Origin of the sequence: Methylopila turkensis (genome assembly GCF_027922325.1) — a bacterium.
In the GTDB taxonomy this organism is placed as follows: Bacteria; Pseudomonadota; Alphaproteobacteria; order Rhizobiales; family Methylopilaceae; genus Methylopila; species Methylopila turkensis.
The window spans coordinates 1,040,274-1,061,439 of sequence record NZ_BSFL01000003.1 but is presented as its reverse complement, the minus strand read 5'-3'; the positions used below and the strand labels follow the sequence as shown (position 1 = coordinate 1,061,439).

Below are 21,166 nucleotides of genomic sequence, written 5' to 3'. Positions count from 1 at the left end.
GCCTCAGTTCGGGGCGAGCCGGCTCGCGCGAAGGTCGCCGCTCTTCTCCAGCAGGCCGTAGACGGTCGCCGCGATGTGCGCCTCGATGCGCTTGAGATCTCGGGTGATGTCGAGCTGCAGGGCGCTGGTCTCGATCTGGTCCGGGCGTCCCGAGCGCATCTCGGCGAAGTGCCGCTCGGTGGCCTCGCGCTCGAGCGTGCGGAAGTTTTCCTTTTCCGCGACCAGCCTGCGGGCGGCGTCGGCGTCGTCTGACATGAACACCGCGACCGCGAGCCTCAGGTGTTCGCAGAGCCGGTCGTGCATGGCGTCGATCCGGCGCATGGCGGGGGCGGGCAGCAGGCGCCGGTCGTGGATGCGCTGCGCGGCCATCTCCATCAGGTTCTTGTCCACGATGTCGCCGATGTGCTCGAGGTTGATCGCGAGCGCGAGCGTCGCGAACACGCGTGCGGTCTCCTTCTCGCTGAGCCGGTCGTGGTCGATCGCGCCGATGTAGAGCTGGATCTTGTCGTACAGCGTGTCGAGCACGTCATCGGTGCGCCGGACCTGAAGCACGCGCGCGACGTCGTCATGGGCGAAGGCGGCCTGCGAGCCCTTCAGCATGTCCTCGACCACGTCGGCCATGCGCAGCACCTCGCGGGCGGCGTTGGCGAGCGCGACCGAGGGGGTCGAGAGCGCGGCGTCGTCGAGGTAGAGCGGCGTCGCCGGATCGTTCGCGGGCGGCCGGTCGGGGAGAACGCGGCGCAGGAGCGCGGCGAACTGCGGCAGCACGCCGATGAACAGCGCCGCGGTCGCGATGTTGAAGGCGAAATGCCCGAGCGCCGCGAGCCGGGCCGGGTCCGGGTCGATCGCGGCGAGCCCGTCCGCGATCGGGCCGAGGAAGGGCAGGGCGAGCGCGCAGCCGACCAGCCGGTTGATCAGATTGCCGAACGGCGCCCGGAGCTTGGCCGGGTCTCCTCCCATGGCGTCGAGAAGCGGGTTCAGCGCGCTGCCGAGGTTGCAGCCGAGCACCATCGCGAGCGCGGCCTCGACGGTGACGACGCCTGCGCCCGCGAGCGACATGACGAGCAGCATGGCGGCCACGGAGGAATGCGCCGCCCAACTCAGACACGCCGCGATCAGCACGGTGATCAGCGGCTCCTCCGTCACCGCCGCGAACAGCGTCTTTAGGGTCGCGGAGGCCTCGATCGGGCGCATCGTCTCCACCAGCAGGTGGAGCGCGAGCAGCATCAGCCCGAGCCCAACCGCGGTCTGCGCGAGGTCGCGGATCAGGCTCGAGCGCGAGCGGCGGTAGACCAGCACGCCCGCGAACAGGAACAGTGGGAAGACGTGCGAGACGTCGAAGGAGGCGACCTGCACGATCAGCGTCGTGCCGACATTAGCGCCCAGCATCATGGCGAGCGCCGGCGCGAGCTCGACGGCGCCCGCCGCGCTGAACGAGGCGATCATCAGCGCCGTCGCCGTCGAGGACTGCAGCAGGGCGGTGACGCCGAGACCGGCCAGAAACGCATGGCCGCGCGTCTTCAACCCCTCGCCAAGCGCGTGCCGCAGGCGGCTGCCGAAGGCGCGCTGCACGCCGCTGTTGACCACGTGCACGCCCCACAGCAGCAGCGCGATCTCGCCGAGAAGCTCGATCAGGACGTGGGTGGCGCTCAACGCCCTCGGGCCTCGACCGCGCTGTCGATCGCCGTCTCGAGGCGGTCGAGCGCGTCGGCCATCTGGTCGCGCGTGAGGGTCAGCGGCGGCGTCAGGGTGAGCACATTGCCCATCGTGGTCTTGAACGACAGGCCGAGATCCAGCGCGCGATACATGATGTTCTCCGCAAGCGCCCCGTCAGGGTCGGACCCGCCAGTCTTCACCATCTCTAGCCCAAGAAGAAACCCCCGCCCGCGCACGTCCCCAATGACTTCGTGGCGGGTTTTCATCTCCGCGAGCCGCTCCAGCGCGTAGGCGCCGACCGCGGCGGCGTTCTCGACCAGACCATCGTCTTCGATGATCTCGATGGTGGTGAGCGCCGCCCGCGTCGTGACCGGGTTCTTCTCGTGGGTGTAGTGGCCGAAGGCCCAGTCCTGCGCGACGTCCAACTCCGGCCGCGCGACCAGCGCCGCGATCGGCAGCACGCCGCCGCCGAGCGCCTTTCCGAGCACGAGGATGTCCGGCGTGACGCCGTCATGCTCGCAGGAGAACATCCTGCCCGTCTTGCCGAGCCCGGTCGGGATCTCGTCGAAGATCAGCTTGACACCGTGCTTGTCGCAGATCCCGCGCACGCTCGCCCAGAAGCCGGGCGGGGCGATGTAGGGCACCGCGCGGGTAGGCTCAGCGATCAGGGCGGCGACGTCCGGGTCCCGCGACAGCACATAGTCGATCATGCGGGCGCAGGCGGCGCCGCTCTCTTCCGCGCTCGCGGTTCCGTAGGGGCAGCGGTAGCCGCCGAAGGGCGCCACATGCAGCGCGCCTGCGACCAGCGGAGCGGCCGGCCCGGAGCGGAACAACGTCTCGCCCGACAGCGCGCCAGCGCCGACGCCAGCGCCGTGAAACGCGTCCCAGAACGACAGCGTCTTGAAGCGCCCGGTCGCGATCCGCGCCATCTTGACCGCGAGCTCGATCGCGTCGGATCCGCCGGTGGTGAACAGCACCTTGGACAGCGTCCCCGGCGTGATCTTGGCCAGTTTCTCGGCGAGCAGCGTCGCCGGCTCGCAGGCGTAGCGCCGCGGGGCGAAGGGCAGGGCGTCCATCTGCGCGACGATCGCCTGTTTGAGGCGCGGATGGCCGTAGCCGATGTGGTGGACGTTGTTACCGTGGAAATCCATGTAGCGGCGGCCGGAGACGTCCTCGATCCAGATCCCTTCCGCCTTCGCGATGGCGTTGAGGCACGGGGTCGAGACCGACTGGCGCAGGAAGGCGCGTTCGTCGCGCGCCAGCAGAGCGCGGGTGGGGTCGTCCAGAGCGCCCGCCTGCCACCTTGCGCGCCGATCGGTCAGGTTGGTGTCGCTCTCCGATTCCGCGACCAGCCGGAGTTTAGATCCGCTCATCGCCGGCGCCACCGCTGCAGCCGGCCGAACACGAGCGCGGTCAGCGCCACGTGCAAGACCTTCACGCCGATCGCGGTCGCCATGATCACCGTGCCCATGGCGGCGGCGGAGGCGACGGCGCCGGCTTCGTCCATATGCACGATCGAGATCGAGGCGAGCTTGGTGTCCGCGCCGTAGAGGAAGATGACCGCCGACACCGTCGTCATCGCGTTGACGAACATGTAGACCGCGATGTCGAGGATCGCCGGCGCGCAGATCGGCGCGGTGACCCGGCCGAACAGCGTCCAGAACGGCCTCTTGAGCGAGGCCGACACCGCCTCGAACTCGTGGTCGAGCTGCTTGAGGCTCGTCAGGGCGGTGATGTGGGCCACGGTGTAGTAATGCGCCACCGTGTTGATCACGAGCACGGTCAGCGTCCCGTAAAACACGTTGAGCGGGTTCCAGGACGCGTTGAAGAAGAATACGTAACCGAGGCCGAGCACGAGCCCCGGCACCGCCATCGGCAGCATCGCGAGGAAATGCGCGAAGCCGCGCAACGCCCGGTAGGGCTTGATCTTCTCGATGAGGTAGGCGCCGACGAACACGAGCGTCGTGCCGAGGACCGCGGTGAGCCCCGCGAGCTTCAGCGAGTTGGAATAGCCGCCCCAGCCGGTCGGCTCGACCTCGGCGAAGTCGTAGTTCGCGAACGTCAGCGACAGGTTGTAGGGCCAGTAGCGCACGAACGAGCCCCAGGCCGCGACGGCGTAGGTGGCGACGATCGCGAGCGCGACGAGAGCCGAGAACAGGAACAGGGCGGCGTCGCGCTGGCGGTCGGGCTTGGGCTCGTAAGGCACGGCGCGCGCCGAGAGCAGGGCGGTCTGGCGCTTCTGCGCCCGGCGGTCGACGAAGAAGGCGGCGACCGCCGGCAGCAGCAGCACGATGCCGACCACTGCGCCCATCGGGAAGTTCTGCTGGCCCACGACCTGGCGGTAGGCGTCGGTCGCGAGCACGTCGAATTGGCCGCCGATCACCTTGGGGATGCCGAAGTCGGTGATGACGAGCGTGAACACCACGAAGGCCGCGCTTACGAGGCCGTAGCGAGCGCCGGGAAGGGTGATGGTCCAGAAGATGCGCCGCCGGGTCGTGCCCATGGCGTCGGCGGCCTCGCGCAGCCGCCCGTCGGACAGCGACAGCGCCGTGGTGAGGATCAGCAGCGCGTGCGGGAACGAATACAGCGCCTCGGCCGCGATTATGCCGATCGGGCCGTAGAGCGAGGCGCCCATCATCCAGGACCGGAGCATGCCCTGGTTGCCGAAGAGATAGATCAGCGCGAGCGCCGAAAGCAGCGACGGCGCGAAGATCGGCAGCAGAGCGGCCGCGGTGAACACGCTCTTGAGCGGCATGCGGCTGCGCGTCAGCGCGTAGGCGTAGACGAACGCGATCGGGATCACGATTGCCGTGGCGAGGCCGGCGACCCACACGCTGTTGACGAGCGAGGCCATCAGCGTCGGCGTCGAGGCGTAGGTGACGAAGTTCTGCAGCCCGACGAAGCGGCCGTCGACGGACTGCAGGCTTTTCGACAGCAGCGCCCAGAGCGGCAGCGCGATGATCAGAACGAGGACCGCGGCGACGGCCGCGATCATCAGGCCGGCGACCTGGGTCTCGCTGATCGCGAAGCGGCGCGTCGCGGCCGCGCGGGGAGAGACGGCCGGCATGGCTTCGACGGCTCCGCTCATGGACGCGCGTCCGCGAACACGCGCAGCGCCTCCGGCGGGAACGCCACGGCGCGGACTTCGCCTTCCGAGATGCCGAGGTCGCGCATGGCGTTGGCCGAGATGTCGGCGGCGATCGGCGCCGACCCGCCAGCGACCGGGGTGAGGTGGGCGCGGCAGAAGGCGCCGAGGAACGACAATCCGCCGACCTTCGCCTCGAAGCGATTCAGCGCGTCCGGCGCCACGCCGCGAGTCTGCACAGCCTCCGGGCGCAGCGCGAGCCGCACGGCCGCGCCGACAGGCGCGCCGGCGTCCTCCGCGACGACGAAATCGAGCGAGCCGACCTTCACGCTGCGCGGACCGGTCACCACGGCGTCGAGAAAGGTCATGTGGCCGACGAAGTCGGCGACGAAGGGGGTGGCCGGCCGGCGATAGATCTCCTCCGGCGTCCCCACCTGCTCGATCACGCCGTGGTTCATCACCACGATGCGGTCGGCCATGGCGAGGGCCTCTTCCTGGTCGTGGGTGACCATGATGGTGGTGACGCGCAGGCGCTGCTGAAGCGTGCGCATCTCGGCCCTGAGGCGGATGCGGACCTTGGCGTCGAGCGCCGACAGCGGTTCGTCGAGCAACAGCAGGCCGGGGGAGGTGGCGAGCGCGCGGGCGAGGGCGATGCGCTGCTGCTGGCCGCCCGAGAGCTGGCCGGGAAACTTCGAGCCCTGGTCGGGCAGGCCGACGAGCGCGAGCAGGTCGTTGACGCGCTCCTCGATCTCCCGCCGGGGGCGCGCGCGGTTGACGAGGCCGTAGCCGACGTTCTTCGCGACCGTCAGGTTGGGGAACAACGCGTAGGACTGGAACACGATGCCGAAGTCGCGATCCGACGGCGGCGCGTGGGAGACGTCGCGGCCGCCGATCAGGATCGTCCCTTCATCCTGCGGGTCGAGGCCGGCGATCGCGCGCAGCAGCGTGGTCTTCCCGCAGCCGGAGGGGCCGAGGAAGCAGACGAACTTGCCGCGCGGCACCTTGAGGTCGATGTCTTTCAGCGCGACGAAGCCGCCGAAGTTCTTCTTCAGACCCCGCACCTCCAGGAAGGGCGGATCGATCGTCGGGGATGCGGTCATCGAACCCTCCGGTGCATCTTGCGTATCGGCCCGACACCTTGTCCCGGCCTTGAGCCGGGACCCAGAGCCGCGACGGTTCGGAAACACTCCGGCCGTCGCGGCTGGGTCTGTAAGCGCAGGGCGTCTGGGTCCCGGCTCAAGGCTGGGCCAAGAACGGGCGCGCCTACTTCTTCGGCGCGGCCTTGGACTCATAGCGCTTGGACCACTCGGCCAGCACGCGCTCGCGGTTGTCCGCCATCCAGCCGAGATCGTTTTTGATCATCGCCTTGTCGGCCCCCGCGGGATAGTTCGCAGGCGGGTTGTCCGCGCCGGGATAGGCGACCACGGCGTAGGTCTTGGCGAACAGCTTGTTGGCGTCTTCCGTCGCGACCCAGTCGGCGATCTTCTTCGAGATCTCGAGATTCTTCGTGCCCTTGACGACGGCGGTCGCCTCCATCTCCCAGCCGACGCCCTCGGTCGGGAAGATCACCTCGATCGGCGCGCCCTTGGTCTTTTCGGAGGCGCCGCGCATGTCGAGCGCGAGGCCTACAAGCTGCTCGCCGCGCGCCGCTTGCACGCAAGGCGCGCTGCCGGAGTGCAGATAGGCCGCGATGTTGTCATGGAGCCCGTCCATGAACGCCCAGCCCGCTTCCTCGCCCATGCTCTGGAGCCAGCCCGCGACCAGCAGGTAGCCCGTCCCGGACGAGGCCGGGTGCGGCATCACGATCTTGCCCTTGAAGCCGGGCTGCAGCAGGTCCTTCCACGACTTCGGCGCCGCGAGGCCGCCGGCCTCGGCGGTGTTGAAGCACACCGCGCCGAGAAAGGCGTCCATGCCGGTCCAGGTGTAGGGCTCCGCGTTGTCGCGGAAGACGTCCTTGAGCTTGTCGACGCCGGCGGGCTTGTAGGTCTCGAGCAGACCGGCCTTCTCGAACATCAGCAGCGAGGAGGCGGCGAGGCCGACCACCATGTCGGCGCGCGGGTTGTCCTTCTCGGCGAGGAAACGGGCGGTGATGACTCCGGTGGAGTCCCGGACCCAGACCACATCCGCCTCGGGGACGGCGGTCTCGATCGCAGCCTTGAACGGCTTGAGTTGGTCGTTTTCGAGCGCCGTGTAAACCGTCACCTTGGTCTTGTCGGCCAGCGCGACGCCTGGCGTGGCAAAAGCAAAAGCAGCCGCTATACCGGCCTTGAGCCAAGTCTTCACCGTCTATCCCCTTGCATAAGCGCTAGCCGTTTTAGGCTGTTATCAAAATCGACGTCCTTTTATATTTGACAGGTATGACATTTAATTGACAAGAACTGATTTTCGCCACCGGCGCCTAAACTTAAGTCGTCCAGGGCATGGACCATGTTCGGACATGGGTGAAGCCTTTCATGGCTTCGACCACGCCTTCCTTGTCGCCGAGGCCGGAGTCCTTGATGCCGCCGAAGGGCGACATCTCGATGCGATAGCCGGGGACTTCCCAGACATTCACGGTTCCGACCTCGAGCTCGGCGACGAAGCGCGAGACGTAGTCGAGCCGGTCGGTGCAGACGCCCGACGACAGGCCGTAGTCGGTCGAGTTGGAGATGCGGATCACCTCCGCGATGTCGTCAGGGCAGCGCACGATCGGGATCACCGGCCCGAACGTCTCTTCGTGGACGAGCTCGCAGTCGTACGGCACGCGGTCCACGACGGTCGGCGCGAACAGCGCGCCCCGGCGCGGGGCGCCGTGCAGGATTTCCGCGCCTTTCGCCACGGCGTCGTTGACGCGGTTCTCGAACAGGATCGCCGAGCGCTCGTTGATCACCGTGCCGACGTCGGTCGACGGGTCCATCGGATCGCCGGACTTCAGCTTCTTCGCCTTCTCGACCACGAGCTTCGAGAATTCGTCGGCGACGGCGTTGACCACGAGGATGCGCTTCACCGCCGTGCAGCGCTGGCCGGAGTTCTTGGTGGCGCCCGCCACCGCGAGATCGGCGGCGCGGTCGAGGTCGGCGTCCTCCATGACGATCAGCGGGTCGTTGCCGCCGAGCTCAAGCACGATGCGCTTGTAGCCTGCGGTGTTGGCGATGTGCTTGCCGACGCGGACCGAGCCCGTGAAGGTCACGAGGTCGGCGTCGGGGTCGGTGATCATGGCGTCGCCCATGGTCGACGGGTTGCCGGTGACGACCGACAGCATTTCGGGCGGCAGACCCGCTTCGTAGAGCACGTCGGCGAGCGCGAGCGCGGTGAGCGGGGTCAGCTCGGTGGGCTTCAGCACCAGCCGGTTGTTGGTGGCGATCGCGGGCGCGAGCTTGTGGCTCACCATGTTGAGCGGATGGTTGAACGGCGTGATGGCCGAGATCACGCCAAGCAGCGGGACGCGTGTCGTGAAGATCTTGCGCTGCTTGCCCATCGGGGAGATGTCGCAGGCGTAGATCTCGCCGTCGTCCTTGATGGTGAGCTGCGCCGCGAACGACCAGACGTCGTAGGCGCGGGACGCCTCATAGAGCCCGTCCTTCCAGCAGAGGCCGGTCTCGGCGACGATCAGGCGAGCGAACTCCTCCTTGCGATCGCGGAGGATCTCCGCGGTGCGCTGAAGGATCTGCTGGCGCTCGTAGCGGGTGAGCTTGGGCTTGAACGCCTTGGCGCTCCGGAAGGCCTCGCGCACGTGCTCGGGTCGGGCCGCGGGCACCGTTCCCACGACCGAGTTGTCGTAGGGGTTCAAGACCTCGACGATGTCGTCGGTCTGCACGAGCTTGCCCGCGATCCGCATGGATTCCTTGCGAAAGGGCGGCTTGACGTTGGCGTTCATCGCTTCGGTTCCGTGTCTCGTCCGTCATGCGCGGCGGAGCCGGGTATCCACGACTTGGTCGTGAAGCGCGGCGTTTCAGAAGTCGTGGATGCCCGCGAAGGCGGGCATGACGACGTGGTTCAGCGCACCAGGTTCAGCGCGACGTCGAAGACGTCGAAGTTGCGGAGCGTCCGTCCCGCCGGAACTTCGATCTTGCGGTTCGAGATCATCGGCACGGTCTGCTCGGTCAGGCCGCCATGCGAACGCAGCGGCTCCGTCAGGCCGGACAGATCGTGATTTGCCGCGGACGTGCCGAGCACCTTGTGGCGGTCCGAGAGCACCACGACGTCGCCGATCCGGTCGGCCGGCAGTTCGAAGCGGTCGCAGGCTTCCGCCGCCGTGATCGCGACGGTCACGCCTTCGATCGCCTTGGCGATGTCGATTACGGCGGGGATCTTGTCGGCATCCACATAGACGGTCGCGAATGAGCCCAGCGCGCCGTGATGGGCGACATAAGGGTCGGTGATCGGCAGGATGACACGGGTCGCGCCGGCGCCGAGCTTCTCGTCGAGAATCTCCTGGAGGTAGATCACGTCCGGCGAGCCGTCGGCGAGATGCTTGTCGTTCATGCCGTGGTCGGCGGTCATGACCAGCGTGCAGCCGGCGGCGTCGAGCGCGCCGACATAGACGTCGAACATGGCGTAGAAGCTGTTCGCGACCTCCGAACCCGGCGCCGCCTTGTGCTGCACGTAGTCGGTCGTCGACAGGTACATCACGTCGGGCCGGAAGCTCCGGAGCAGCTTCACGCCGGCGGCGAACACGAATTCGGACAGGTCGGCCGAATAGACCTCCGGCAGCGGGCGATCGACGAAGTCGAGCACGTTCTCGATGCCGTTCTCAGCCATGTTGGCCTTGTCCGCCTTCTCGGAGGAGAAGGCGATCGCGGTTCCGCTCGTGAAGTCGAGGCCTTTGCCGAGCAGCGTCCGCAGCTTGTCCTTGGCGGTCACCATCGCGACCTTGAGGCCGGCCTTCTGGAACTCGGCCAGGATGGTCGGCGCGCGGAGAAAACGCGCGTCGTTCATCATGACTTCCACGCCAGCTTCGCGGTCGTAGAAGAAGTTTCCGGCGATGCCGTGCACGGCCGGCGGGCGGCCGGTGATGATCGACAGGTTGTTGGGGTTGGTGAAGCTCGGGATGACCGAGAGCGCGGTCGTGCTGGCGCCCTCTCTCATCAGCCGGTCGAGGTTCAGCGCGAGGCCGGCGGCGATCGCCTCCTCGATGTAACCGGGCTCCGAGCCGTCGAGGCAGATCACGACGACCGGCTTTTCGGGCCGCCGGTAGGAGCGGCCGTTGGCGACGACGTCGGCGCCGACGTTCACGTGCATGTTCATGGCCAAGTCCTCCCTCAGGCCGCCGACTTCAGGCCGACGCCCATGTCCTTCAGCACTTCAGCCACCACGCCGACGAAGGCCTTCATGTCCTTCGCGTATAGATCGCCGATGCAGCCGATGCGGAAACTGTCAGCCACCGTCAGCTTGCCGGGATAGATCACGTAGCCGCGGTCCTTCAGCGCGTCGTAGAAGCGCTGAAACGCGAAGGCCGGGTCCTTCGGCATGTGGAAGGTGACGATGATCGGCGCCTGCCGCGCCTCGGGCAGCAGCGTCTCGAAGCCGAGCGCGCGCATGCCGTCGATCAGGATGCGGGCGTTGTCGGCGTAACGCTCGCCGCGCCCCGCGACGCCGCCCTCGGCCCAGAACTCCTTAAGCGCCTCATGAAAAGCCACGATGACGTGGATCGGCGGGGTGAAGCGGTACTGGCCGGTGGTCGAGATCGCCTGGTGCTGGTCGTGGAGATCGAGCACCAGCGTGGTGGCGTTGCCCTTGGTCTCCGCCAGCGCTGTCTTCCGGGCCAGCACGAAACCCAGGCCGGGCACGCCCTGGATGCACTTGTTCGACGAGGCCGCGACCGCGTCGAAGGCGACCTCGCGGGCGTCCAGCTCCAGCGCGCCGAAGGCGCTCATGGCGTCGATCAGCAGGCGGCGGCCGAGCCGCGCGGTCAGCGCCGCGACCGCCTCGACCGGGTTGCGGATGCCGCTTGTGGTCTCGCAATGCACGGCGAAGACGTGCGTGATCGCAGGATCGGCCGACAGCAGCCGCTCGATTTCGACGAGATCCGGCGGCGTGTCCTCGGCGGTCTCGTGCACGATGTTGGCGCGGCCGGCGACGTCGAGGATCTTCTTAGCGCGCAGGCCGTAGGCGCCGTTCACCAGCACGAGGACCTTGCCGGAGCGCGGCACGAAGGTCGTCAGCATGGCCTCGACCGCGAAGGTGCCGGAGCCCTGCATCGGCACCGTCACGAACTCCGCCTCGCCGTGGATGATCTTCGGCAGGCCCTCGAGCACCGCCTTGTTGATCGCGATGAACGCGGCGTCGCGCGAGCCCCAGTCGTGGACCATGACCTCTTTGACCGACTTCGAGGTGGTCAGCGGGCCGGGCGTCAGCAGCAGCGGATCGCCGGTTTCGGATCGGGCGATGGAGGCGGAGGCCATAAGCGTCTCGTCCACTCGGTCGTTGATGACGAGAGGGAGGCTAGCCGCTCCGGATCGAATAGGTCCAATATGGAGTTTGCATCCAATCCATAGACAGGATCTATGCGACATGGCGATAAGTTCCTCGGGGCTCGCCGCCTTCCACGCCGTCGCCCAGGCCGAGAGCTTCACCAAGGCGGCCCGCGCCCGAAATGTCAGCCAGCCGACCCTATCCGCCCAGGTGCGCGCGCTGGAGGAGGCCTATGGCGTGCGCCTGTTCGACCGTGTGGGGCGGAGCGTGAAGCTGACCCCGCTGGGGCAGAGCCTGTTCGTGATCACCGCCCGCCTGTTCGCGGCCGAGGACGAGGCCGAGGCGTTGCTCGCGGGCGTGCGCACCCTCTCGCGCGGGCATCTCCGGATCGCGGCCGACAGCGCGACCCATGTGATGCCGGCGCTCGGCCGCATCCGCGACCGGCACCCGGGGCTGACCTTCTCGCTCTCGATCGGCAACTCGTCCGACGTGCTGGGCCAATTGCTCGACTACGCCGCCGACGTGGCGGTGACGGCCAAGCAGACCTCCGACCCCCGCATCCGCAGCGTGCGGCTGAGCGCGGACCGCCTCGTCGGCTTCGTTCGCGGCGACCACGCCTTCGCCGACCGTTCGTCCGTGCCGATCGAGGCCTTCGTCGGCCAGGACGTGGTTTTGCGCGAGCGCGGCTCCGTCACCCGCGAGGTATTCGAGCTGCGGCTCGCCGAAGCCGGGGTGCGGCCCGGCCATCTGCTCGAGGTCCAGACCCGCGAGGCGGTGCGCGACGCGGTCGCCACCGGCTTCGGCATCGGCGTGATTTTCGGCGCCGAATTCCGCGACGGGGAGGGGCTCGCCCGCGTCGAGATCACCGGCGCCGACCTCGCCGTCGCCGAATACGCGGTATGTTTGGAGGAGCGTCGACGGATCCCGCTGGTGCGCAGTTTTATGGAGGCGGTGCAGGAGGAGACCTGACGGGCCACCCTCTTCGTCGTCCTCCGGCTTGACCGGAGGACCCATCGTCGGCGTCGAGCTTCGCGATGGACATGGATGGTCCGGTCAAGCCGGACCATCGACGCGCGTCCATTCTGGAGCCTTCGCTCACCCCACCCGCATCAGCGCCAGCGCGCCGACGATGAGCACGGCCGAGATGGCGCGGCTCCACTGCAGCGGCTCCTTGAGCACGAGCACGGCGATCAGGGCCGCGAACAAAACGCTCGACTCCCGCACGGCGGCGACAAGTGGGATCGGGGCGACCGTCATCGCCCAAATCGCGATCCAGTAGGAGCCGAGCGACATGGCCCCGCCCGCGAGGCCCTGCAGCAGGTAGGGCCGCATGGGCGCAAGGCCTGACAGTCCCCTTCGCCACAGCGCGAACAGCGCGAGCGGGAAAGCGTCGATCACGAACAGCGTCGCGGAGTAGGAATGGGCGTCGCCGGCGATGCGGGCGCCGATCCCGTCCACCAGCGTGTAGCCGCAGATCGTGAGCGCGGTCAGCCCGGCATAGCCGAGCGCGACGGGATCGAACGCCGCGCCCTTCCGGCGGCCGAGGAGCGAGATCAGCATCACGCCGCAGCCGAGCGTCGCGACGCCCGCGATCTGCAGCGGGGACAGGCTCTCGCCCAGCAGCAGCAGGCTCGCGGTGACGGTGAGCAGCGGCGCGCCGCCGCGGGCGATCGGGTAGACTTGGCTCATGTCGGCGCGCTCATAGGCCTTGGTGAGCGCGACGTAGTAGCCGAGATGCAGCGCGACCGAGCCGATAAGCCAAGGCCAGGCGTCGAGCTTCGGGACGCCCAGGAACGGTAGGACCGGCAACGCGACGATTCCAGCCCCCGCCGTCACCAGCGTCATGGCGAGAAACGGCTCGATCCGGAGCTTCAGGCAGGCGTTCCAGCCCGCGTGCATGGCGGCGGCCGCAAGCACGGCGAGGAAGACGTGGAGCTCCATCAGGCGGCCGAAGCGATGAAAGAGGAGGAGCGCGACAACACGTCATGCCCGGCGAAGCCGGGTATCCACGACTTGGACGTCGAGCGCGTCCCAAAGTCGTGGATACCCGCGCGAAGGCGCGGGCATGACGGCGCGCTTAGTCTGGGCCCACCATGCTCGTCATGCCCCGGACACGCCGGGGCATGACGAGCTTTATCCCGCCAAGGTCGCGGGTCTGGGTCCCGGCTCGAGGCCGGGGCCAGGATAGGGCGCGTCATCCGGCTCTCCTGAGAGCTTCGGGCGTGGAGGTCTCGACGCCGTGCGGACCCAGGAACGGCGTCAGGCTCGCCCTTACCGGCAGCCTTTCCCCGCCGGCGTTGATCGTGAGGTCGAGGGCGTCGAGCGCGCTCTGGTCCCGCGCGCGGACCGCGTCGATCCAGGCGAGCGCGACCACGCCGCCGAGCGTCGCGCCATAGGCCGCGGAGGTGACCTCGCCGACGGCGATGTCGCCCGCCAGCAGGAGCTCGCCCCCCCAGGCCATCTGCGCGCCCGGCTCCGGGCCGAGCAGCGAGACGAGGCGCCTCGTCGGCGCGGGCCCTGCACGGGCGGCGAGCGCCGCGTCGCGGCCGATGAAGTCGCGCTTGGCGAGGTCGATCACGCAACCGAGGTCGCAGGCGTCGGGCGTGAGGTCCGGCGACGTCTCGCGGCTCCACGCACGGAACCCCTTCTCGATGCGCAGCGCGTCGAGCGCGTAGTAGCCGGCGTCGCGCAGGCCGAAGGCTAAGCCCGCGGTGATCAGCGCGTCGTAGACGCCGGCCGCGAACTCAGTCGCGACATAGAGCTCGTAGCCGAGCTCGCCGGCGTAGGATCGGCGGGCGGCGAGCGCGGTCGCGAAGCCCACCGCGATCTCGCGCACGGCGTTCGGCGGAAACGCCGCCTCGTCAAGGGCGGTGTCGGTCAGGCTCGCCAGCAGGTCGCGGGAGCGCGGGCCCATCAGGCCGAGCACGGCGTAGGCCGAGGTCACGTCCGTCAGCGTCGCCCGCGCGCCGTTCAGATGACGGCGAATCCAGTCGGCGTCGCGCGTCGCCTGTCCGGAGCCCGCGATAATCAGGAACGTCTCGGCCGCAAGCCGTGCGACGGTGACTTCCGCCTCGATCCCAGCGCGGCGGTTCAGCATCGGCGTATAGGCGCTGTCACCTATGGCGAGATCGACGTCGGCGGCGCAGAGCCGCTGCAAAACGGTCGCGGCGTCAGGTCCTTCCAGCCGGAGCTTGGCGAAGGACGTGAGGTCGAACAGCGCCACGGCCTCGCGCGCGGCGCGCTGCTCGGCGGCGCAGGCGTCCAGCCAGCTCGGCCGGCCGAAGCCGTAAGCCAGTTCGCGGTCGTGGTCGCCGGTGGCGAAGTAATTGGCGCGCTCCCAACCCATCTTGGAGCCGAACACCGCGCCCCTGGCCTTCAGCCGGTCGTAGACCGGCGAGACGCGGAACGGTCGAGCGCTCGCAAGCTCGCGGTTCGGCCAGGGCATGGCGTAGTGCAGGCCGAGCGTCTCCTTCACGCGGCTCTTCAGCCAGGCCGGGTTGGCGTTGAAGGCGGCGAAGCGGCGGATGTCGACGGGCCAGAGGTCCTGCGTGGGCTCGCCCGCCACGATCCATTCCGCGAGCGCGCGCCCCGCTCCGCCGGCGGAAGCGATGCCGGCGGAGTTGAAGCCGGCGCCGACGAACAGGCCCCGGACCTCCGGCGTCTCGCCCAGCAGGAAGTTGTTGTCCGGCGTGAAGCTTTCGGGGCCGTTCACGGTGGTGCGGATCGCCGCGGTCTCGAGCGCCGGCACGCGCTGAAGCGCGTTCTCCATCAGGATCTCGAATTGCTCATGGTCGTCCGGCAGCAACTGGAACTCGAAGTCGTCCGGGATCCCGCCCATGCCCCAGGGCTTAGCGTCCGGCTCGAAGCCGCCCATCACCAGGCCGCCCACCTCCTCCTTGAAGTAGATGAAGCCGTCGGGGTCGCGCATCACCGGCAGGTCCGGATGCACGCCGTCGATGCGCTCGGTGACGAGGTAGAAGTGTTCGGCTGAGTGCAGCGGGATCGAGACGCCGCACATCTTCCCGAACTGGCGCGACCACTGTCCGGCGCAGATCGCGACCGTTTCGCAGGCGATCTCACCCTGGCTGGTCGCGACGCCGCGGATGCGGCCATCCGCGATGGTGAGGCCGGTCACTCGCGTCTTCTCGAAGATTCGGGCGCCGCCGGCGCGCGCGCCGCGCGCCAGCGCCTGCGTCAGGTCCGTCGGGTTGGCCTTGCCGTCGCCCGGCAGCCAGACGCCGCCGACGAGATCGTCGGTGCGCATGACGGGCCATTTCTCGCCGGCCTCGGCGGGCGAGAGTTCGTGGATCTCGACGCCCTGCGCGCGCGCCGAGGCGATTGTGCGGCGGAGCTGGGTCATCCGGTCGGCCGTGCGCGCGACCGACACCGATCCGCATTGCTTCCAGCCCGTGCCGAGCCCTGTCTCGGCCTCCAGCCGTGCGTAGAGCTCGGTGGAGTAGCGGATCAGCCGGGTCATGCTGGCCTGCGAGCGCAGCTGGCTCACGAGGCCCGCCGCATGCCAGGTCGTGCCGCTCGAGAGCCGCCCCTGCTCCAGCACCACGACGTCGCGATGCCCGAGCTGCGTCAGGTGGTAGGCGAGCGAGCAGCCCACGATGCCGCCGCCGATGACGACGATTTCAGCCTGGGTCGGAAACGGCGCGAGCGACATGGGGAACCTCCAGCGTGGGGAGGACGCTAGCGGCGGCCAGTCTCGCGATCAAGCAAAAAACCACAAAATATCACATTATGAACCGTCGGCGACGAGGCAGGCGACGCCTTTGGCTCTAAGCGCGGCCTTCAGCTTCGGCGGCGGCGCGACGTCGACGAGCAGCGCCGCGGGCGGGCGCGTCCAGGGAATGCGGGCGGGGCCGGCGCGGCCGAACTTGGCGTGGTCGGCGACGAGATAGCCCGCCCGCGCCGCATCGAGCATCACGGCCCGCGTCTCGGCGGCGACACGGGAGAACACGGTGACGTCGCCCTCCGGCGTGACGCCGCCGACGCCGACGAAGGCGAGGTCGAGCCGGTAGCGCGGCAGCATGGCGAGCACGTCGAGGCCGACCGTCGCCTCGTCGTCCGGGTCGACCTCGCCGCCGAGCATAGTGACCTTCACGCCCGCCCGCACCAGCGTCAGCGCGTCGGCGAGAGAGGTCGCGCACACGGTGACGCCCTTCGGCGGACGGGCGGCGAGCGCCGCGGCGATGGCGTGAGTGGTGGCGCCGGAATCGAGCAGGACCACCATGCCGTCCTCCACAATGGCGGCGGCGGCGCGGCCGATCGCGGCCTTGCCCTCGGCGTTCTCGCGGGCGCGTTCGGCGAAGGGCGGATCACCCACGCCGCGCTTCAGCGCGCCGCCATGGGCGACGTCGAGCCTGCCCTGCGCCGCGAGCGCCTTCAGGTCGCGTCGGATGGTCTCGCGCGACACGCCGAAGCGCGCGGCGAGCTCCTCGACGCTGGCGCTGCCGGCGGCTTCCACGCTCTCCAGGATTTCGTGCAGGCGCCGGGCGGCGATCGGGCGGGCCATGGAGCGTCCGTGGTCGGTGAGGGCCACAGACCATGCGGAGGCGCGCCGCGCCTGGCAAGGACGCGGTCGGATGGAGATGAGGGTGGGGAAGAGGAGTGGGCGGCTCTGCGCGCTGCGGCGCGGCTCTGGCTCTTGCCCAAATACGCTGCGGTCGAGCGGACCGCTCAAAATCGTGAGATAGCGCAGGAAACTCGGACGAGGGCGCGGCTCAATCGAGCGCGCTGTCCCTCGTCCGCAGGTCACGCGGGATCGGAAGACTTACGCTGGCCGTGTCGTCCGATATCACCGGGTGCGCGCCGGCTGCGTGCTGGACACCGCTTCGGCGTGGTACCAGGCGCCGGAGTCGACCACCGGCAGGGATGCGGTAGCAAGCGCCGCGGCAAGCGCGCCGTTTCGGGGATTGGAGGACGCAAAGCGCCCCCGGGCGGGGAAGGCCAGGATCGTCGCCGATCCCGTAGTTTGGACTGTCTGCATAGGTCTGCTCCTTTCAATGAAGCCTTGACGCTTCAATGTAGCAGACGGTGCGCTCTTTTTAAGCGATCTGCCTAGTAAAAAAGCACAAATCGCTCAGAATATCAGCATCGCCCTTGGCGCCGATTTGCGCGCCAAGTCGCTGGCGTTTCGCGCAGGCGGGTATGCGGCGTCGGCTCAGCGCTGTGCTTGCGAGGCTCGCGCTGCGCAGCAGGGCGTCGCGGTAGTTGTCTCGTCCCGCAGTTTTCACAGTCGCTGAGCCTCGCAACGCCTCGGATTGACGTCTGTTTGGCGAACGGATCAGGAAGCCTGACGCGGGCGGTTTCGCGTACAGCGCCATCTGGCACGAGACATGCTTTTGGCAGGCTGGCGGTTGCGCGCGGAGCTGATCCGGCGTCAGGCGCCGCCGACCGGATTTTTCCCGCAGCTCGGATCCACGCTGAGAGAGACGCGATGACGAAGTACAAGCTCGAATACATCTGGCTCGATGGCTACACGCCGGTGCCGAATCTCCGCGGCAAGACCCAGATCAAGGAATTCGAGTCGTTCCCGACGCTCGAGCAGCTGCCGCTCTGGGGCTTCGACGGCTCCTCGACGATGCAGGCCGAAGGCCGCAGCTCGGACTGCGTGCTGAAGCCCGTCGCCGTCTATCCGGACCCGGCCCGCACCAACGGCGCGCTTGTGATGTGCGAAGTGATGATGCCGGACGGCGTCACCCCGCACTCCACGAACGCCCGCGCGACCATCCTCGACGACGAGGGCGCCTGGTTCGGCTTCGAGCAGGAATACTTCTTCTACAAGGACGGCCGTCCTCTCGGCTTCCCGGAGCATGGCTACCCGGCTCCGCAGGGCCCGTACTACACCGGCGTCGGCTATTCGAACGTCGGCGACGTCGCCCGCGAGATCGTCGAGGAGCATCTCGACCTCTGCCTCGCGGCCGGCATCAACCACGAGGGCATCAACGCCGAAGTCGCGAAGGGCCAGTGGGAGTTCCAGATCTTCGGCAAGGGCTCCAAGAAGGCCGCCGACGAAGTGTGGATGGCCCGCTACCTGCTGCTCCGCCTGACCGAGAAGTACGGCGTGGACATCGAGTTCCACTGCAAGCCGCTCGGCGACACGGACTGGAACGGCTCGGGCATGCACTGCAACTTCTCGACCGAGTACATGCGCACGGTCGGCGGTAAGGAGTATTTCGAGGCGCTGATGGCGCAGTTCGACAAGAACCTCGACGCCCACATCGCGGTCTACGGCCCGGACAACCACATGCGCCTGACCGGCAAGCATGAGACGGCCCCGTGGAACAAGTTCTCCTACGGCGTCGCGGACCGCGGCGCGTCGATCCGCGTGCCGCACTCGTTCATCAAGAACGACTACAAGGGCTATCTTGAGGATCGCCGTCCGAACTCGCAGGGCGACCCCTACCAGATCGCCTCGCAGGTGCTGAAGACCATCTCGGAAGTTCCGACCGAGAAGGCCGCCGCCGCGGCCTGATCCGGCCAGCTTCGCGCTTTCCGACGCCCGGGCCCTGCGCCCGGGCGTTTGCGTTTCCGCACGCCGCCCCGGACTTTCTTTCGCCGCGGACCGCTCCTAGTTGGCATCTAGACCGAATGCGGCGTTCCCGCGCCGCGACCCGTGGAGACGCTTCGCCGATGATCCGCCTAGCCGCCCTCGCGTTCGCAAGCCTCGTCACCGCAGCCTCGGCGCAGGCGTCGCCGGTTCCCGAGGGGCTGTGGAGCCTGTCCAAGGGCAAAGTCCAAGTGCGGATCGTCGCCTGCGGCGAGGCGCTGTGCGCGACCGTCGCCGGCCTCGCCAAGCCGAACGACAAGCAAGGCCGCCCGAAGGTCGACAAGCGCAACCCGAACCCAGCGCTGCGCGAGCGCCGCGTGATCGGCATCTCGCTGCTGTCCGGCATGAAGGCGGACGCCGGCGGCTGGTCCGGCAACTTCTACAATCCCGACGACGGCGAGACCTACGCCGGCCGCATCGAGCAGGGCGGCGACGGCAAGCTGCGGCTCAAGGGCTGCGTGCTCGGCGGCCTGATCTGCAAGACGCAGGTGCTGACGCGCATCGGCTGACGACGGCCGGAGCGACCGCGCCCCGCACTTGAGCCGGGGCGGGAACTGGCGTATCGCGCCCGCTTCAGCCCTCGTGGGCCCGCGCGGCGCGGGCCGGGGCTTTCCGGCATCCGGAACGGCATGGCGTACGCGGTCAAGGAAGTCTTCAAGACGCTGCAGGGCGAGGGCGCGCAGGCGGGCCGCGCGGCGGTGTTCTGCCGTTTCGCGGGCTGCAATCTCTGGTCCGGCCGCGAGCAGGACCGCGCGACGGCCGTCTGCCGCTTCTGCGACACAGATTTTATCGGGCTCGACGGCGAGGGCGGCGGCCGCTTCGCCGAAGCCGGGGCGCTCGCCGACGCCATCGCTGACTGCTGGGGTCCGGCGCCTGAGCGCCGCTTCGTGGTTTTCACCGGCGGCGAGCCCCTGCTGCAGCTCGACCACGCGCTGCTCGCGGCCGTCCGGGAGCGCGGGTTCGAGAGCGCGGTCGAGACCAACGGCACGCAGCACGCGCCCGAGGGCGTCGACTGGCTCTGCGTCAGCCCGAAGGCCGGAACCGATCTCGCGCTCACCGCAGGCGACGAGCTCAAGCTGGTCTTTCCGCAGCCTGGGCTCGATCCGGCGACGCTCGAAGCGCTCGCCTTCCGCCATTTCTTCCTGCAACCGATGGACGGACCGGACCGCGCGGCGAACACCGCCGCCACCGTCGCCTATTGCCTGGCGCATCCGCGCTGGCGGCTCAGCGTCCAGACCCACAAGGCGATCGGCATCCCGTGAAGATCACGCAGGCGTTCCATTTCGAGGCGGCGCACCGGCTGCCGAACGTGCCGCCCACGCACCGCTGCCACCGCATGCACGGCCATTCCTACCGCGTCGAGCTGACGCTTGAGGGGCCGGTCGATCCCGCGACCGGCTTCGTGGTCGACTTTTTCGACGTGGAGGCGGCGTTCGACCCGCTGCTGAAGCGGCTCGACCATTTCTGCCTGAACGACGTCGAGGGGCTCGAGAACCCGACGGCCGAGAACATCGCCGTCTGGATCTGGGAGCGCACGCGTCCGGCGCTGCCGCAACTCGAGACCGTCAAGGTGTTCGAGACCCCGCACTGCTGGGCGGAGTTTTCGGGCGCATGAGCGCGGCCTCCTCGGAGGGCGCGCTGGTCCTGTTCTCGGGCGGCCAGGACTCTGCGACCTGCCTCGCCTTCGCGCTCGACCGCTACGAACGCGTCGAGACGCTTGGCTTCGCCTATGGCCAGCGCCACGCCGTCGAACTCGGCCGCCGGGCCGCGCTGCGGGAGGGCATGGCGCGGCTGAATCCGGACTGGGCGGCGCGGCTGGGCGAGGACCACACCGTCGATCTCTCAGCGCTTGGGCGCTTGTCGGAAACCGCGCTCACCCGCGACGTCGCGATCACGATGGAGGAGGGCGGGCTGCCCAACACCTTCGTGCCCGGCCGCAACATCGCTTTCCTCACCTTCGCGGCGGCGCTCGCCTACCGGCGCGGCCTGCGCCGCATCGTGGGCGGAATGTGCGAGACCGATTTCTCCGGATATCCCGACTGCCGCGACGACGCCATCAAGGCGCTGCAGGTCGCGCTCAACATTGGGATGGAAAGCCGTTTCGTGCTGGAGACGCCGCTGATGTGGCGCGACAAGGCCGCGACCTGGGCGCTGGCCGAAGAGCTCGGCGGCGAGGCGCTGGTGGCGCTGATCGTCGAGGAGAGCCACACCTGCTACCTCGGGGACCGCGGCGAGCGCCATTCGTGGGGCTATGGCTGCGGAACCTGCCCCGCCTGCGCGCTGCGGGCGCGGGGGTGGGAAAGCTATCGCCGGCGGCGCTGAACGCCGACTGCCGACCTCCGCCCGGCCGGTCGATGGCGATGATATCGCTCACCTAGACGATGTTCAGGCCCAATAGCGTGAAATCCGGCTTAGTAAGGATTGAAAGCCTTTAGCTTTCGCGGCGATGCTTCTGGGGTGAACCGAGTTCATCG

At 68.6% G+C, this 21,166-nt stretch carries 18 protein-coding genes; 6 read left to right on the top strand and 12 right to left on the bottom strand.

Translation table 11 applies throughout. From position 1 onward, the window contains the following. Nucleotides 1-3: 3 nt before the first annotated feature. The 8 genes from PKE78_RS16195 to PKE78_RS16160 form a co-directional block, all read right to left on the bottom strand. Complete coding sequence (locus PKE78_RS16195; RefSeq protein ID WP_271201932.1) at nt 4-1,653, bottom strand: Na/Pi cotransporter family protein; 1,650 nt, start codon at nt 1,651-1,653, stop codon at nt 4-6. Next, nucleotides 1,650-3,029 carry a (R)-1-hydroxy-2-aminoethylphosphonate ammonia-lyase gene (gene pbfA / locus PKE78_RS16190; protein WP_271201931.1) on the bottom strand — a complete coding sequence of 460 codons (1,380 nt, stop codon included), beginning with the start codon at nt 3,027-3,029 and terminating at the stop codon, nt 1,650-1,652. The genes PKE78_RS16195 and pbfA overlap by 4 nt, the downstream gene beginning before the upstream one ends. Further along, complete coding sequence (locus PKE78_RS16185) at nt 3,026-4,744, bottom strand: putative 2-aminoethylphosphonate ABC transporter permease subunit (RefSeq protein WP_271201930.1); 1,719 nt, start codon at nt 4,742-4,744, stop codon at nt 3,026-3,028. The genes pbfA and PKE78_RS16185 overlap by 4 nt, the downstream gene beginning before the upstream one ends. After that, on the bottom strand, nt 4,741-5,841 hold the full coding sequence (locus PKE78_RS16180) for a putative 2-aminoethylphosphonate ABC transporter ATP-binding protein (RefSeq protein WP_271201929.1): 1,101 nt from the start codon (nt 5,839-5,841) through the stop codon (nt 4,741-4,743). The genes PKE78_RS16185 and PKE78_RS16180 overlap by 4 nt, the downstream gene beginning before the upstream one ends. Nucleotides 5,842-6,004: 163 nt before the next feature. Then, nucleotides 6,005-7,024 carry a putative 2-aminoethylphosphonate ABC transporter substrate-binding protein gene (locus PKE78_RS16175; RefSeq protein WP_271201928.1) on the bottom strand — a complete coding sequence of 340 codons (1,020 nt, stop codon included), beginning with the start codon at nt 7,022-7,024 and terminating at the stop codon, nt 6,005-6,007. A 121-nt stretch (nt 7,025-7,145) separates the two neighbouring features. Next, complete coding sequence (gene phnY / locus PKE78_RS16170; protein ID WP_271201927.1) at nt 7,146-8,597, bottom strand: phosphonoacetaldehyde dehydrogenase; 1,452 nt, start codon at nt 8,595-8,597, stop codon at nt 7,146-7,148. Nucleotides 8,598-8,716: 119 nt separating this feature from the next. Further along, complete coding sequence (phnA, locus tag PKE78_RS16165; RefSeq protein WP_271202011.1) at nt 8,717-9,961, bottom strand: phosphonoacetate hydrolase; 1,245 nt, start codon at nt 9,959-9,961, stop codon at nt 8,717-8,719. A 20-nt stretch (nt 9,962-9,981) separates the two neighbouring features. Continuing rightward, nucleotides 9,982-11,124 (bottom strand): 2-aminoethylphosphonate--pyruvate transaminase, encoded by a 1,143-nt coding sequence (locus tag PKE78_RS16160; RefSeq protein WP_271201926.1) that lies wholly within the window; start codon nt 11,122-11,124, stop codon nt 9,982-9,984. Nucleotides 11,125-11,233: 109 nt separating this feature from the next. On the opposite strand from PKE78_RS16160, the gene PKE78_RS16155 reads away from it, so the two are divergent. Next, a complete protein-coding gene (locus PKE78_RS16155) occupies nt 11,234-12,103 on the top strand; it encodes a LysR substrate-binding domain-containing protein (protein ID WP_271201925.1) in 870 nt (289 codons plus the stop codon). A gap of 126 nt (nt 12,104-12,229) precedes the next feature. On the opposite strand, the gene PKE78_RS16150 is transcribed toward PKE78_RS16155, so the two are convergent. From PKE78_RS16150 to PKE78_RS16135, 4 genes are all read right to left on the bottom strand, one after another. Beyond that, the gene (locus PKE78_RS16150) at nt 12,230-13,075 is read right to left on the bottom strand and encodes an EamA family transporter (RefSeq protein WP_271201924.1); all 846 of its coding nucleotides are present in this window, start codon (nt 13,073-13,075) and stop codon (nt 12,230-12,232) included. Nucleotides 13,076-13,328: 253 nt separating this feature from the next. After that, nucleotides 13,329-15,803 (bottom strand): GcvT family protein, encoded by a 2,475-nt coding sequence (locus PKE78_RS16145; RefSeq protein WP_271201923.1) that lies wholly within the window; start codon nt 15,801-15,803, stop codon nt 13,329-13,331. A 75-nt stretch (nt 15,804-15,878) separates the two neighbouring features. Next, nucleotides 15,879-16,655, bottom strand: a complete 777-nt coding sequence (locus PKE78_RS16140) for a DeoR/GlpR family DNA-binding transcription regulator (protein WP_271201922.1) — start codon at nt 16,653-16,655, stop codon at nt 15,879-15,881. A 282-nt stretch (nt 16,656-16,937) separates the two neighbouring features. Beyond that, complete coding sequence (locus PKE78_RS16135; RefSeq protein ID WP_271201921.1) at nt 16,938-17,129, bottom strand: DUF2735 domain-containing protein; 192 nt, start codon at nt 17,127-17,129, stop codon at nt 16,938-16,940. Nucleotides 17,130-17,579: 450 nt separating this feature from the next. Between PKE78_RS16135 and PKE78_RS16130 the strand changes: the two genes are divergently transcribed. The 5 genes from PKE78_RS16130 to queC all read left to right on the top strand — a co-directional run bounded on the left by PKE78_RS16130 (nt 17,580) and on the right by queC (nt 21,014). Then, nucleotides 17,580-18,617 carry a glutamine synthetase beta-grasp domain-containing protein gene (locus tag PKE78_RS16130; protein ID WP_271201920.1) on the top strand — a complete coding sequence of 346 codons (1,038 nt, stop codon included), beginning with the start codon at nt 17,580-17,582 and terminating at the stop codon, nt 18,615-18,617. 158 nt (nt 18,618-18,775) lie between these two features. After that, complete coding sequence (locus PKE78_RS16125) at nt 18,776-19,201, top strand: DUF2147 domain-containing protein (RefSeq protein ID WP_271201919.1); 426 nt, start codon at nt 18,776-18,778, stop codon at nt 19,199-19,201. Nucleotides 19,202-19,321: 120 nt separating this feature from the next. Beyond that, nucleotides 19,322-19,954, top strand: coding sequence for a 7-carboxy-7-deazaguanine synthase (gene queE / locus PKE78_RS16120; protein ID WP_271201918.1), 633 nt, complete (start codon nt 19,322-19,324; stop codon nt 19,952-19,954). Further along, nucleotides 19,951-20,307, top strand: a complete 357-nt coding sequence (queD, locus tag PKE78_RS16115) for a 6-carboxytetrahydropterin synthase QueD (RefSeq protein WP_271201917.1) — start codon at nt 19,951-19,953, stop codon at nt 20,305-20,307. The genes queE and queD overlap by 4 nt, the downstream gene beginning before the upstream one ends. Then, nucleotides 20,304-21,014 (top strand): 7-cyano-7-deazaguanine synthase QueC, encoded by a 711-nt coding sequence (queC, locus tag PKE78_RS16110; protein WP_271201916.1) that lies wholly within the window; start codon nt 20,304-20,306, stop codon nt 21,012-21,014. The genes queD and queC overlap by 4 nt, the downstream gene beginning before the upstream one ends. Nucleotides 21,015-21,166: the final 152 nt, after the last annotated feature.

Excerpts from the sequence above, each read along its gene's own strand:
- queE (WP_271201918.1), top strand. The coding sequence starts at position 19,322 with ATGGCGTACGCGGTCAAGGAAGTCTTCAAGACGCTGCAGGGCGAGGGC.
- PKE78_RS16125 (WP_271201919.1), top strand. The coding sequence starts at position 18,776 with ATGATCCGCCTAGCCGCCCTCGCGTTCGCAAGCCTCGTCACCGCAGCC.
- PKE78_RS16160 (WP_271201926.1), bottom strand. The coding sequence starts at position 11,124 with ATGGCCTCCGCCTCCATCGCCCGATCCGAAACCGGCGATCCGCTGCTG.
- PKE78_RS16135 (WP_271201921.1), bottom strand. The coding sequence starts at position 17,129 with ATGCAGACAGTCCAAACTACGGGATCGGCGACGATCCTGGCCTTCCCC.
- phnA (WP_271202011.1), bottom strand. The coding sequence starts at position 9,961 with ATGCACGTGAACGTCGGCGCCGACGTCGTCGCCAACGGCCGCTCCTAC.
- PKE78_RS16145 (WP_271201923.1), bottom strand. The coding sequence starts at position 15,803 with ATGTCGCTCGCGCCGTTTCCGACCCAGGCTGAAATCGTCGTCATCGGC.
- PKE78_RS16140 (WP_271201922.1), bottom strand. The coding sequence starts at position 16,655 with ATGGCCCGCCCGATCGCCGCCCGGCGCCTGCACGAAATCCTGGAGAGC.
- queC (WP_271201916.1), top strand. The coding sequence starts at position 20,304 with ATGAGCGCGGCCTCCTCGGAGGGCGCGCTGGTCCTGTTCTCGGGCGGC.
- PKE78_RS16150 (WP_271201924.1), bottom strand. The coding sequence starts at position 13,075 with ATGGAGCTCCACGTCTTCCTCGCCGTGCTTGCGGCCGCCGCCATGCAC.
- PKE78_RS16155 (WP_271201925.1), top strand. The coding sequence starts at position 11,234 with ATGGCGATAAGTTCCTCGGGGCTCGCCGCCTTCCACGCCGTCGCCCAG.
- PKE78_RS16185 (WP_271201930.1), bottom strand. The coding sequence starts at position 4,744 with ATGAGCGGAGCCGTCGAAGCCATGCCGGCCGTCTCTCCCCGCGCGGCC.
- PKE78_RS16180 (WP_271201929.1), bottom strand. The coding sequence starts at position 5,841 with ATGACCGCATCCCCGACGATCGATCCGCCCTTCCTGGAGGTGCGGGGT.
- PKE78_RS16130 (WP_271201920.1), top strand. The coding sequence starts at position 17,580 with ATGACGAAGTACAAGCTCGAATACATCTGGCTCGATGGCTACACGCCG.
- phnY (WP_271201927.1), bottom strand. The coding sequence starts at position 8,597 with ATGAACGCCAACGTCAAGCCGCCCTTTCGCAAGGAATCCATGCGGATC.
- pbfA (WP_271201931.1), bottom strand. The coding sequence starts at position 3,029 with ATGAGCGGATCTAAACTCCGGCTGGTCGCGGAATCGGAGAGCGACACC.